General features: G+C 73.4%; 8 protein-coding genes. All 8 read right to left on the reverse strand.

The window, feature by feature from the left end:
• On the reverse strand, nucleotides 1-803 hold an 803-nt coding region (locus AC0HS0_RS10400; RefSeq protein WP_472963842.1), incomplete at its 3' end, for an ABC transporter ATP-binding protein.
• 5 nt (nucleotides 804-808) lie between these two features.
• The gene (locus tag AC0HS0_RS10405; protein WP_472963843.1) at nucleotides 809-3,574 is read right to left on the reverse strand and encodes an FtsX-like permease family protein; all 2,766 of its coding nucleotides are present in this window, start codon (nucleotides 3,572-3,574) and stop codon (nucleotides 809-811) included.
• Nucleotides 3,571-6,633 carry an FtsX-like permease family protein gene (locus AC0HS0_RS10410; RefSeq protein WP_472963844.1) on the reverse strand — a complete coding sequence of 1,021 codons (3,063 nt, stop codon included), beginning with the start codon at nucleotides 6,631-6,633 and terminating at the stop codon, nucleotides 3,571-3,573. Before AC0HS0_RS10410 ends, AC0HS0_RS10405 begins: the two co-directional genes overlap by 4 nt.
• 164 nt (nucleotides 6,634-6,797) lie before the next feature.
• Complete coding sequence (locus tag AC0HS0_RS10415; protein WP_472963846.1) at nucleotides 6,798-8,210, reverse strand: NtaA/DmoA family FMN-dependent monooxygenase; 1,413 nt, start codon at nucleotides 8,208-8,210, stop codon at nucleotides 6,798-6,800.
• Nucleotides 8,207-9,952, reverse strand: a complete 1,746-nt coding sequence (locus AC0HS0_RS10420; RefSeq protein WP_472963847.1) for a dipeptide ABC transporter ATP-binding protein — start codon at nucleotides 9,950-9,952, stop codon at nucleotides 8,207-8,209. The genes AC0HS0_RS10415 and AC0HS0_RS10420 overlap by 4 nt, the downstream gene beginning before the upstream one ends.
• On the reverse strand, nucleotides 9,949-10,833 hold the full coding sequence (locus AC0HS0_RS10425; protein ID WP_472963848.1) for an ABC transporter permease: 885 nt from the start codon (nucleotides 10,831-10,833) through the stop codon (nucleotides 9,949-9,951). Before AC0HS0_RS10425 ends, AC0HS0_RS10420 begins: the two co-directional genes overlap by 4 nt.
• Nucleotides 10,830-11,849 carry an ABC transporter permease gene (locus AC0HS0_RS10430; RefSeq protein WP_472963849.1) on the reverse strand — a complete coding sequence of 340 codons (1,020 nt, stop codon included), beginning with the start codon at nucleotides 11,847-11,849 and terminating at the stop codon, nucleotides 10,830-10,832. Before AC0HS0_RS10430 ends, AC0HS0_RS10425 begins: the two co-directional genes overlap by 4 nt.
• Nucleotides 11,827-13,467, reverse strand: coding sequence for an ABC transporter substrate-binding protein (locus AC0HS0_RS10435; RefSeq protein WP_472963851.1), 1,641 nt, complete (start codon nucleotides 13,465-13,467; stop codon nucleotides 11,827-11,829). Before AC0HS0_RS10435 ends, AC0HS0_RS10430 begins: the two co-directional genes overlap by 23 nt.
• Nucleotides 13,468-13,546 lie beyond the last annotated feature (79 nt).

A 13,546-nucleotide genomic window follows, 5' to 3' on the forward strand; every position in this document is an offset into this window, starting at 1 on the left:
GCGATGGTGTGCTCGTCGCCCTCGGCCGTGACGCCGGTGCGGCGGAGCACCTCCGTGGCGGTGCGGCCGTCGCGGATCTGCACCGTGCGGGCGACGTGGTCGGACACGGTGGGGTCGTGGGTGACGATCAGCGTCGTGACGCCGAGCTCGCGGTTGACGCCGCGAATGGCCTCGAGCACTTCGGCGCTGGTCGCCTCGTCGAGCTCTCCCGTCGGCTCGTCGGCCAGCAGCACGCGCGGCACGTTGGCGAGCCCGACCGCGATGGCGACGCGCTGCTGCTCGCCGCCGGACATCTCGGACGGCGTGCGGTCGGCGCAATGGCCGACCTCCAAGAGTTCGAGGAGCTCGCCCGAGCGGCGCTCCCGGTCGGGCGTGCGCGCGAGCGACATCGCCAGGGCCAGGTTCTCGCGCGCGGTGAGGTAGCCGAGGAGGTTGCGCGAGGTCTGCTGCCAGACGAAGCCGACCGTGCGGCGCCGGTAGTCGACGCGCTCGCGCGACGACAGGGTGAGGAGGTCGCGACCGGCGACGGTCACTGACCCGGCGGTCGGCTTGTCGAGGCCCGACAGGATGCCGAGCAGCGTCGACTTGCCCGACCCGGAGGCGCCGACGATCGCCACGAGCTCCCCGCTGTCGACGCTCAGGGTGAGGCCTTGCAGCGCCTGGACCTCCACGCCGTCGGCGGTGAAGATGCGCACCAGGTCGGAGCAGCGGATCGCGGCGTCGGCGGGCGCGACTGCCGGGCGGCGCGCGGCGGCGGGGCCGACGGTGGCTGCTGCGCCGGGGAGGGTCTCCTGCGTCGTCATCCTGGTCATTGTCCTCCTGTCGACGGAAGGTCTCCGGCTGCACGCAGCACGGCGGCCGGCGACGAGCGACGCGCGCCCGCCAGGGCCACGAGCGTGGCGACCGCCGCGACGGCCGCGAATCCGGCGAGCGCGGCGGCGCTCAGCCACGGGTCTCTCGCCACCTCGGGCTGCACGGGACTGCCGGTGAACCCGCGGAGATCGAGCGGGCCGAGCACGATCCCCGGCAGCACCAGGCCGACGATCGCGCCGGCGAGGAGGCCGATGACGAGCACGGGACCGAGCTCCCAGGCGAGCACCCCGGCCGTCTGCCGCGCGCTGAAGCCGACCGTGCGCAGCGTCGCCACCAGCCGGATGCGCGCCGCTGTGTTCATCACGAGCGTGAGCACCAGGGCGGCCACGCACAAGAGCACGGTCAAGGCGATCGAGAGCAGCGCGATCGACTCAGTACCCGCCACGAGCGGGGAGGCGCTCAGGGCCGCGCGCTCGGCGACCGCGTCACCGACCAGCGCGCCCGAGCCTCCGATGCGGGCGAGCCCTGCGTGCACACGTGCGGCGTCGGCGCCGGGCGCCAGCGCCACCAGCACCGTCTGTGGTGAGCCGGTGACCTCGCTCGAGGCCGGCAGCGTCGAGCGGTCGACGATCACCCAGCGCGTGTCGCGCACATACACGCCGGGCGCGAAGTCGAGCTCGGTGACGGCGAGGTGCACATTCGTGCCCTGGCCGACGATGAGGGCGCTCGTGACCGGGATGCGGCTCTCCCACCCGCCGAGCACCGCACCTGTCCGACCCGGCGTCCCGCCGTCCAGCAGCGTCGAGAGCCGTGCGGAGGCCGGGAGGTCGCGCTGCACGGCCTCCAGCTGCTTCAGGTCGACCAGGTAGCCGGAGACGACCTCCCCGGTGCCGCCCGCCGTGATCGTGATGCCGCCCGCCCAATCGACCGTCGCGGTCGCCGCGACGCCCGGGATGCGCTTCACCGCGGCCAGTTGGTCACCGCTCAGAGTGGAGGCCGCGGTCAGCGACAGGTCCGAGCCGACGCGCGCGCGTGCGCCCTGGTCGAGCCCGTCGCGCGCAGTGGCCAGGACGCTCACCGAGAACAGGGCGATGCTCACGCCTGCGACCAGCGCGAACACGGGCCAGAGCACGGCGCTGCGGCCGCCGCGGGCTCGGGTTCCGCGGGCGCCCGAGGCGCCGAGGAAGGCGACGGCTCCCCGTCCCCGGCGGAACACCCCGGCGAGCCAGCCGATCGGGACGACCGTCACGCGCAGCACGAGCACGCACGCGGCAAGCGCGACGAGCACCGGGGTGAGCGCGGCGAGCGGGTCGACCTCCAGCCCGCCACCGGAGGCCGAGAGCCCACGGCGTGCCAGCAGCACGACGCTGAGAACCGCGAGCCCCACCACCGTCACTTCGGCGACCCACGCCCACCGCGACCGCGCGAGAGGGGCGACCGGTCGCGGCGCCAGCGAGCCGGCGGCGAGGACGAGCGCGACCGGCGGCGCCAGCGCGCAGAGCGCGGCGAGCAGCACAGGCAGCAGCACGGGCATCGCGCCGGGGGTCACGGCGAACGCGATCACGAGCCCGGCGAGCGCCGCCGGGACGGAGGCCAGCGCGCCGTCGAGCGCGAGGCTCACCCGCAACCGGCCGGGCGACGCTCCGCGCGCCGCCATGAGCGCGAGCGCCTCCCCGCGCCGGGCGACCACGAGACGGGCGCCGAGCGCGAGGACCGTGAGAGCGACGACGAGCGGACCCGCCGCGAGGATCGCGAAGAGCGTGTTGGCCGGCTGGGCCCGGCTCTGGAAATCGTCGAGCGGCCCCTGCAGGCTGGTGCTGAAGGTGAGCGGGACGGGGACCCCGCCCACGGATGCGACAGGCGGGAGGGCGAGGAAGCCGCCGAGCGCACTCCGCACGGCCGCCAGATCCTCGACCTCGAACGACGCCGGCCGCACCGGGAACCACAGCGACGCGACCGCCCCGTCGAACGCCGGCGCGACCGTCGGCCACGACCCGGGATCGAGCCAGACGACCGCACCGAACTGCTTGCCGGAGTCGCCGGCGTCGACGAAGTGACCGTGGGCGCGGACGGCGTCGAGGTTCCAGAAATCGGCGGCGGAGTCTTTCGGCGCGACGATCCCGACCAGCTTCAGCCGGAGACCGTCCTCGGTGGCGGCGTTTCGCTCGCTGCCGACGGTCCAGCCGAGGAGCTTCGCGGCGTCGCCGGTGAGCACGACCTCCACGACGGCGTCTTTCGTCGAGGCTGCCGTGACGGGCGCGGGCCACGCTCCCTCGACGAGTCTCGCCTGTTCGCGCAGCCCCGCGTACGCCTCCACGCCGACGCTGAACCGGCTGTTGGCCGCGGCGCCCTGCGGAGGTTCGATACCGACATCCAGGCTCGTCATCGCACTGTCGCCCGGCCCGGTGACCTGACGCAGCGGAGGCTTCAGCGCGGAGTGCACCGACGTGGCGACGCCGGGGAGGCCGCGCCAGACCGCGGCCGGATCGAGGATCGGCCCCCCGGTGAAGGAGCCGGTGCGGATGGTCGTCGTCAGGTCGCGTCCGCCCGCGCCGGCCTGGGTCAGCTCGTGCCGCAGCTCGGCCGTGAGCAGGCTGCCGGCCACCCGCGGCCAGGCGGCGAGCGCGGTGGCGACCACCACCGTGACCACGGCGAGCAGCAGCAGGCCGCCGCGGAACGCCCTCAAGGCGCGAAGCGCGAGGCCGGCGTCGGTGAGGCGGGAGGTGCGGGAGGCGGTGGTCGCGCGGGGACCGGCCGTCATCGGGTCTCCTCCCGGTACGCGGTGTCGGCGGCCTGCCGCCGAACGCCCGCCCCGTAACCCCAGACCGCCACGGCGAGCGCCGCCACCAGGGCGAGCGCCCCGAGCGCCATCCCGACCGGGTCGACCCTGCCCTGCACCGAGAGCGTCGGGGGCGCGGTGACCACCGAGAGCCGGGCGAGCGTGTTGCCGACCAGCAGCACGACCACGACGCCGCCGAGGAGGCCGAAGACGCCGGCCGCGCAGGCGACGCCGATGATCTCCAGCCGGCGAGCCCACGCCTGCTGCCGACCGGACAGCCCGACCGCGCGCAGCACGACGACCTCCCCGCGCCGGCGGCGGAGCGCCGCGGTGATCGCCGCGACGACCGCGGCGACGGCCAGCAGCGCGCAGCCGGCCGCACCGAGCCAGGTGCTGACGACCGCCCCGCCGAGGAACCGGGCGACGAAGGCGCCGGAGGCCGTGTTCACGGAGGCGTCCGGACCGACCTTCGCGCGCACGGCATCGGCGACGGTCTCGGCATCCGCGTCGCCGTCGGTGGCCAGCCACACCGAGGAGGCCCGCGTGACCGAGGCCGACGAGCGCAGGAGCTGCGCGGTGAGCGCGGGAAGATCGGCGAACACCGCGCGCTCGGCCGACGTGCCAGGGAGCGCCGGAACGATCGCCGCGACCCGGCCCTGGAGGTCGCCGACCCCACTGCGCACCTCGATGCGCTGCCCGACCTGGAGCGCGTTGTCCTGCGCGAGTGCGGTGGTGACCGCGAGCGGGAGGGCCGACGTGCCGGACGGCATGAACCGCACCGACGCGTCGCCGGTGAGCGAGGCGCCACGGGCGCCGAGCGGTCCGTCGTCGCGGAACGCGCCCGACTGGCCGAAGGCCGCCGGTGCGACGACCCAGCTCCCGGCACTTCCGGGGAGGCCGGACACCTGCAGGCCGACGTCGACCGCGCCGCCGGGAGACTCCAGAGCCACGTCGAGCGCAACGAGGCGGGTGGCCCCGGCTGGGACGCGGAACGCGATCGTGGTTGCCGCGGTCGACGGCACGATCGTCCCGGTCACCGGCACGACCTCCCCGGTCTCGGTCGCCAGCCACGCGGTGCCGCCGGTCGCAGCGGCGTCGCCCACGCCCGCCGTCACCGAAGCGGTCGCGGTCAGGTCGCGCGACCCTTCCGGCAGCGCGAGGCCGCCCAGCGCGCCGTTCAGGTGCACGCGACGCGACAGGTCGCCTGTATCGAGCAGGTAGCCGCCGATCGGCAGCAGCTTCGGCAACTCGCTCGCGTTCGCGGCCACCACCGCGACGTCGGAGTCGCCGACCGTCCCGTCGTCGACGATCGCGGGCGAGACCGCCGTCACGCCAGGCACCGCGCCCAGGCGGGCGGCTCCGGAGGTGTCGGTCGGGCCGTGCGGGCTGCCGCTCACCCCGAGGTCGGTGCGCACCGCAGCGCCATTCACCAGCAGCGCCGAGTCATGCAGGAAGCCGCCGAACGTCCCGGCGTACCCGGCGGCGAACGTCAGCGAGCCGACCGCGAGCACGATGAGCGCGACGGGTCCGGCGAAGAGCGCGACACCGCGCCCGACCTGACGAGCGGGCAGCACCCCGGCGACACCGCGACCCCGCCCGGCGACGCGCTCCACGGCAGCCGAAGCCGGGCCGAACAGCAGGAGGCCGATCAACGCGATCGCGCACAGCACCGCCGCGGGCGCGACCACCCCGGTCGGGTCGACCGCGTCGGAGCCGCCACCGACGGCCGGGCCGAACGCCACGAAGCGCCACAGCGTCACCGCCGCGGCGACGACCGCCAGAACGGTGAGACCTCCCGACACGACGGTCCGGCCGCGGCCGGCCTCCACCGCCCCCGGCGAATCGAAGGCCGCGCGCGCGGAGAAGACGACCGTGAGCGTCGACGCGACGACCGCCAGCGCGATCGTCAGCAGCGGCGGCAACAGCACGTCGAGCGGCTGGGAGGGCGGCGCGACCGTCTCCAGGAGGATCGCCTGCGCCACCGCGGTGCCCACGATCGTCGCGAGCACTGCGACGATGCCCGATTCGATAGCGGTCGCCCGGGCCAGGGTCGGGATCGTGACGCCCCGCGACCGCAGCAGTCGCGTCTCGACCGTCCGGGCGCCGGCCAGCAGCTGGGCGAGCAGTACGAGCGCGATCGCCGAACAGGCGGCGAGAACGGCGAGCGGAACCGGGATGACGGCGTGCAAGGCCACGACCGATCGCTGCATCGCCGCGACGGTGGCCGTCGCGTCGCCCTCGGCGGAGAACGGGCTGCTGCCCGCGGCAGAGTCGCCGCTCAGTTCGCCGGTGGCGCCCGCGAGCGCCGTGTGGAGGCGCGGGAGCTGCCCGGCGGTCGTCCGTCGGGCGTCGGGCGTCACCACCCACCTGCCGGTGAGGCCGTCGCTCGCCGCACGCGCGGTCGCGGCATCGACGACGACGCGGCCGTCGGTGCCGCCCTGGCCGTCGGTCAGGCCGAGCCAGGCGGGAGCCGAAGGATCGACGGGACGCCAGAGACCGGTCACCTCCACGGAAACCGGCGTCGTGCCGCCCTGAAGCTGCACCCGGTCGCCCACCCGGAGCGAGTGGGCGCGAGCGAACGCCTCGTCGACTGCGGCCTGACCGTTCCCGGTGGGCCAGCGGCCTCCCGAGACGACGACGCGCGAGCGGAGATCGTCGGCGACCACGAGGAGCAGGGCGTCGCCGCCTCCAACGACCGCGACCTGCGGGGCGGTGTAGGCGCCGGCGACGTCGACCGGCAGCCGCTCGAAGCGGTGGGCGAGGACCCGGCGCACCTCGGCGTCCTGCGCCGGCAGGTCGGACAGCGCGGAGGACTCGAGGGCCAGGGAGGTCACGGCCGCCGGCTCGTCGGCCAGAGTGGCGTGCACCGCGGCGGTCGGCGACCGGAAAGCGAGGCCGGACATCACGCTCGCGAGCGCGGCGACCACGACGATGACGAGACCGGTCGCGACGAGGGTTCCGCGCTGCGCCCGGCTGCGCTGCAGCCAGAACGGCCGCGCGCGGCGCGCGCCCGCCGCCGCCCGGCCCTCCCTCGCACGCATTCCCTCAACCTAGCGTGCGTTCACGCAATCACCGTGCGCCGCGACGCACGTCCGCGCACCCTTCCGCGCCTCCCGACCGCGAGGAACCCGCCGAAGGGCACGTTGTTGTCACTTTTGGACGTCAGAAGTGACAACGACGTGCCCCTCGGCGGAGGTTCTGCGCGTCAGCGCGCGGGGAGCGCCGCGTCCTGCGCGGGCTCGCGGAGGTTCGCGCCTCCGCGGTAGCGGGCGGCGGGGTGCCGCTCGGGGAGGCGGTTGCGGCCGTCGCCGAAGAGACGCTCGCGCAGCGTGGTAGGTCGCTCGCCCTCCTGCGGCAGCCGTCCGCGGCGGCGCAGCTCCGGGATGACCAGGTCGGCGAAGTCGCGTGCCGTCTCGAACGAGTGGTACTGGCGCAGGTTGATGCCGTCCAGGCCGTCCTCGTCGAGCCAGCGCTCGATCTCGTCCGCCACCGTCTTGGCGTCGCCGACCACCAGGAAGCGGTCGTCGCGGCTGTTCTTCACGAAGTCGAGCGCCTGCCCCACCGTCCTGTCCAGCGGCAGGAACGGCACCCGCTCCGCCGGGAACTCCGCCCGCGCCAGGGCCTCCTGCACAGTGATGTCGCGCGGGAAGGCCGTCAGGTCGACCGGGAGGCTGCTGTGGGCGAGGATGCCGTCGAGACTGGAGTGCTGCTGGTACTGCCTCCACTTGTCCTCGGCCTCCTCGGTCGTGCGCCCCACGATCACGCCCGCCATCGCGATGAACTTCACATCGTCGCGCTGCCGGTCGTGCCGCTCGGCGGAGTCGCGCATCCCGTCGGCGTTGCGGCGGAACTCGTCGCTCGTGCGGCCGCCGGTGAACACGACCTCCGCGTGCCGCCCGGCGAACGCGATACCGGCAGGCGACCCCGTCGCCTGGAACAGCACGGGCGTGCGCTGCGGCGACGGGTGCACGATGTGCGGTCCGGCGACGCGGTGCCGCTCGCCGACATGGTCGATGTAGCGCACCTTGGAGGGGTCGGTGAAGACGCGCGCCTCGCGGTCGGCGATGACGGCGTCGTCGTCCCAGGAGCCCTCCCACAGCTTGTAGAGCACGTCGAGGTACTCCTCCGCACGACGGTAGCGCTCGTCGTGCGGCACCTCGTCGTCCAGGCCGAAGTTGCGGGCGGCGTTGGGGAGGTAGGAGGTCACGATGTTCCAGCCGATCCGACCCTTGGTGAGGTGGTCGAGGGTCGACATGCGGCGGGCGAACGCGAACGGCGGCTCGTACGTGGTCGAGAACGTGACGCCGAAGCCCAGGCGCTCGGTCACCGCGGCCATCGCCGGCACGAGCAGCAGCGGGTCGAGGTTCGGGCTCTGGAGGCCCTCGCGCAACGCCGTCTCGGGTCCGCCCCGGAACACGTCGTACGCTCCGATGACGTCGGCCAGGAAGATGCCGTCGAAGCCGCCGTGCTCCAGCAGCTGCGCGAGCTCGAGCCAGTAGTCGAGGTCGGCGAAGCGCTCGCGGTTGTTGCCCGGCAGCGGCCAGAGCCCGTGCGTGATGTGGCTCACGCACGCCATCTCGAACAGGTTGACGAAGAGCTGCTTGGGTTCGGTGGTCATGCGTCGGTGCCTTCCGGGATGTCGCGGGTGGTGCGTGCGGTGCTGGTGTTGCCGGCGCTGCTCTCCGCGCCCGGGGCGAACTCCGGGATCGCGGCGATCAGGTCACGAGTGTACGGCTGCTGCGGCCGTTCGAAGACGTCTTCGGCGGTGCCCTCCTCCACCACGCGGCCGTCCTTCATCACCAGCACGCGGTCGCTGAGGTGGCTGATGACTCCGAGGTCGTGCGAGATGAAGAGGTACGCGACGCCCGACTCCCGCTGCAGCGCGACGAGGAGGTCGAGGATCTGCGCCTGGATGGTCACGTCGAGCGCCGACACGGCCTCGTCGAGCACGATCACGTCGGGCCGCGGCGCCAGCGCCCGGGCGATCGCGACACGCTGTCGCTGGCCTCCCGAGAGCCGCAGCGGGAACCGCGGCAGCACCTCCGCGCTCAGGCCGACGTTCGCCAGCAGTTCGCGCACGCGGGCGTCGCGCTCGTCCGGACCCGCGAACGGCTCCGCTCGAAGGGCGTCGAGCAGGATGCGCTCGACCGTCCAGCGCGGGTCGAACGAGCTCAGCGGGTCCTGGTAGACGACCGAGATCCGGCGACGCAGCGCGCGGCGACGGGCCTCGGGCAGCGACGACCACTCCTGGCCGAGCAGCCGCACGTCGCCCGCGTCGAGGCGCTCGAGGCCGAGGGCGAGCTTGGCGGTCGTGCTCTTGCCGGAGCCCGACTCCCCCACGATGCCGAGCGTCTCTCCCGCGTGCAGCGTGAACGAGACGCCGTCGACCGCGCGGGTCACGGTGCCGTCGGAGGTGTGGAAGCGCTTGACGAGGCCGCGCGCCTCCAGCACCGGCTCGCCGATCGGCAGGCGCGGCGCCGGGTCGGGTGCGCCGGGCGTGAGCGCGCGTCCCCGCGTGGCCTCGCCGGGCACCGCCGCGATGAGCGCGCGGGTGTACTCGTTCTCGGGCGCAGCGAGCACCCGCTCGGCGGGGCCCTGCTCCAGCACCTCGCCACCGCGCATCACCAGGATGTGGTCGGCGAGCCGCGCGACGACGGACAGGTCGTGGCTGATCAGGATGACGGAGGCGCCGCGCTCCTTCATGGCCTCCAGCTGGGCGAGCACCTGCGCCTGCACGGTCACGTCGAGCGCCGTCGTGGGCTCGTCGGCGATCACGATGTCGGGGTCGAGCGCGATCGCGGAGGCGATCAGCGCCCGCTGCCGGAGGCCGCCCGACAGCTGGTCGGGACGCTGCCGCGCGCGCACCGCCGGTGCGGGCACCCCCACCCGCTCGAGCAGCTCCAGCACGCGCGCCTTCCGCGCCGCGCGGTTTCCCCAGCGGTGCAGGCGCAGCGCCTCGGCGATCTCCTTGCCGACCGGGCGCAGCGGGTCGAGCGAGACAAGCGCGTCCTGCAGCACGAAGCCGACGTCCCGGCCGCGCACGCGCCGCCACTGCCGCGCGGTGAACGCACGGGCGTCCTCGTGGTGCAGCTCCAGCTCGTCGGCCTCCACGGTGCCGTTGCGGCCGGCCAGCCCGACCAGGCTGCGCGCCGTGACCGACTTGCCCGAGCCGGACTCGCCCACGATCGCGACGCACTGGCCGGGCAGGAGGTCGAAGCTCACGCCCGACACGATGGGCCGGTGCGCGCCGTCCACGGTGAAGCCGGCGCGGAGGTTCCGCACCCGGAGTCGCACGGCGGGCCAGTCGAGGCCGTCGAGCCGGTCGCCGGCTTCGCGCGTGCTCTGTTCGGCGATGCTCATGATCGCTCCCCCTTCTCCAGGCGCGCCTGGATGTGCCGGCCGATGGTGGTCGCCGCGAGGGCGACGGCGACGATGACGAGGCCTGGGACGACGACGAGCCACCAGGCGGTAGTGAGGTAGGCGCGTCCCGCGTCGAGCAGCGCGCCCCACTCGGAGGCGGGAGGCGCGACGCCGAGCCCGAGGAACGACAGGCTCGACGCCCACACGATCGACTGGCCGATCGACAGCGCGAACACGGCGACGAGCGGTCGCAGCGCGTTCGGCAGGATGTGCGCCCGCACGATCCGCCAGCGGGAGTGGCCGAGGGCGGTGGCGGCCTCCACGTAGCCCGAGTTGCGCGCGCCCAGGATCTGCCCGCGGATCATGCGCGCGTACCCGGGCGCGGTGCCGACGCCGACCGCGAGCACCTGGGTCGCTGCACTCGGTCCGGCGATCGCGATGAGCAGCAGCGCCAGCAGGAGGGCAGGGAAGGTGAACAGGATCTCCACGAAGCGGTCGACCACCAGGGCGACCGGCTTGACGCCCAGGGCGGCGAGGCTGCCGAGGATCAGCGCCAGGCCGATGCTCACGGCGGCGGCCCCGACGCCGATGGTGAGCGAGTCGCGCGCGCCCCAGACCACACGGGTGTAGAGGTCGCGACCTGACTCGTCGGTTCCGAACGGGTGCGCCCAGCTCGGCGGCTGGAGCGCGGCGCCGTAATCGATAGCGGTCGGGAGGTGGGTAGTGAGCACCTGCGGCGCGATCACCGCCACCAGCAGCAGGACGGCGAAGGCGACCGCGAGGTATAGGCCCCACGGGGCACGGGCGACGCGGGATGCCGCGGACGGCCGAGCCGCGGGAGCGCCGCCCGGCCGCGGCGACGCTGTAGTGAGGGAGGTCATGACAGCTCCAACCGGGGGTCGATCACGGTGTAGACGACGTCCACGATGAGGTTCGCGGCCACGTAGACCACGGCGACCAGGGTGACGATGCCGGTGACGACCGGCAGGTCCTGGGAGTTGACGGCGGTCACCAGCACCGAGCCGATGCCGGGGCGGGAGAAGATCGACTCCACGATCACGGCGCCCGACAGCGTGGCGCCGAGCGCCCAGCCCGACAGCGTGACGGCGGGGATCACGGCGTGCCGCAGCACGTGTCGCAGACGGATGCCCCACTCCCCCATGCCGCGCATCCGGGCGGAGAGCACGAACGGCTGGTCGAGCGAGCGCTCGAACTCGGTGCGTACGCTCTGCGCCATGAAACCGGCGAGCGGGATGGCGAGCGTCAGTGCGGGCAGCACGATTCCGTTCGGCGCGGAGCCGCTGATGATCGGGAACCAGCGCAGCCCCAGCCCGAACACGAGCAGCAGGATGATGCCGAGCCAGTAGGCCGGCAGCCCGGCGGTGACGACGTCCACGGTCGAGCCGACCGCGCCGACCCGCGGGCCGCGGCCGGCGGTCAGCGTGACCCAGACGACCATGATCACCCAGGCGAGCGCGATCGCGGTGATCGAGAGTGTGACGGTGTTGCCGAGCTGCTCGCCGATGATCGCGGTGACCGGCCGGTACTGCTGGTACGAGTCGCCGAAGTCGCCGCTGATCAGCCCGCGGAGGTAGTCGAGGTACTGCACCACGATCGGCCGGGTCAGGCCGTACTGCGCGCGGATCTGCTCGAGCTCGGCCGGCGTGCGCAGCTGCACCTGGCCGGCGCGGATGTTGAGGATGGTCGTCGCCCGGTCGCCCGGGAGGGCGAGCTGGGCGAAGAACGCCACGGTCGCCGCGCCCCAGAGCACGACCGCCGCCGCCCCCACCTTCTTCAGGATGGTGAGGGCGACCGCCCGGCCGCGCCGGGGCCGGACGGTCGTGACGACCGCCTCGGCCTCCGGCGCCGCTGCGTCACTTGGTGAGATAAGCGTCATAGAACGTCGGCCCTCCCTGTGCGTGCTCCTGCCAGACGCCGTGCAGCTTCGGCGACACGGCGAGTGTGCTCAGCCGGTCGTAGACGCCGATCGAGAGGGCGTGCTGCGCGATGTAGTCCTGCGCCTTCTGGTAGTCGGCGTTCTGCTGCTCGACCGTCGCGGCGGAGTTGCCGTCGAGGATGTACTGCGCGAGCACCGGGTCGTTGTAGAACGCGCTGTTGCTGTAGTTCGGGTCGTCTGCGGTGGACGGCCTCCAGTTGATGTAGAGGATTCCGGCCGTGACGCTCGTCCAGTAGCCGGCCTGGAGGTCGTAGGCGTCCGGTCCGGAGTACTTGCCCGAGAAGAACTCGCTCTGCGGCACCGGGATGAGCTTGACGTCGAAGCCGACCTTGCTCGCGTGCTCCTTGACGCCCTGCAGGATCGCGGCTCCATCGGCGTTGATGATCGAGCCGGCGCCGTACGGCAGCCGCACGGTCAGCGCCTGGCCGTCTTTCACGCGGACGCCGTCGCTGTTCTTCTGGCTCCAGCCGGCGGCGTCGAGGAGGGCGCTCGCCTTCTTCGCGTCCTGGCTGTACCAGTCGGCGGCCTTCTGGCTGTAGCCGGGGGTCGCCTGGCTGACGCCGCCGTTGCCCTCCGACGGGATGACGCCGCGGCCGATCGTGTTCACGATCTCAGGCCGGTCGAGGCTGTAGGCGAACGCCTGGCGCACCTTCTCGTCGGTGAACGGGCCTTTCGCCGTGTTGAACGAGATCTGCTGCGGACGACCCGGGGTCACGAACTTCTCGAGCTGATAGCCGCCGCTCTTCAGCACGCTCCACTGCACGGAGGGCACGTCGTAGATCGCATCGACTTGGCCTCCCTGCAGCGCGGCGACGCGGGTGGTCGGGTCGGCGACGAACTTCCAGTCGATCGCGTCGACGTAGGCCGGGCCGGTGTGCTCGGCGTTGGCGGGCGGCGAGGTGTAATCCTTGTTCTTCTTCAGGATGATGTCCTGGCCGCGGTTCCACTTGTCGACCGTGAACGCGCCGGAACCGATCGGGGCTTCGCAGTTCTGCTCCTTGGTGCGGGTCTGGAGCGCGTGCTGCGACTGGATGCCGAAGTAGCCCTGCGAGAGGTTGTCCGCGAGGCGCGGGTACGGGTGGGAGAGGTTGACCTGCAGGGTCTGGTCGTCGATCGCCTGAGCCGACTTGTAGTAGCCGTCGAGCCAGACCTTGGCGGTGCTGTTGCCGCCGGCGACCCAGTAGTCGAAGTTGTAGGCGACGGCCGCCGCGGTGAGCGGGGTGCCGTCGGTGAACTTCACGCCCTTCTTGAGCGTGAACGTCCACGTCAGCCCGTCGTCGGACTGCTTCCACGCCGTGGCGAGCCACGGGACGACCTTGTGGTTCTCGTCGAGCGAGGTGAGGTTGTCGAGCACCTGGTACGAGAGGTACGCCTGCTCGATCCAGCCGCCGAAAACGCAGGCGGGCTCCTGCTGGTGGGCGTAGACGATGGTGCCGCCGTCGACCTTCTGGCCGCCGCCGGTCGCGGCGTCCGAGCCGCCGGCGCAGGCGGCGAGGGCGAGCACGCTGCTGAGCGCGACGGCGGCGCCGGCGAGAGTGCGGAGGGAACGGGAACGCATGGGATCTCCTGGGACGGGTCGGGGACTGCGGAGGACACGGGACGGGATGCAGCCCAGGATGCGGCCGTTCGCAACCGCC

Source organism: Leifsonia sp. PARNA 1/14 (assembly GCF_055720965.1).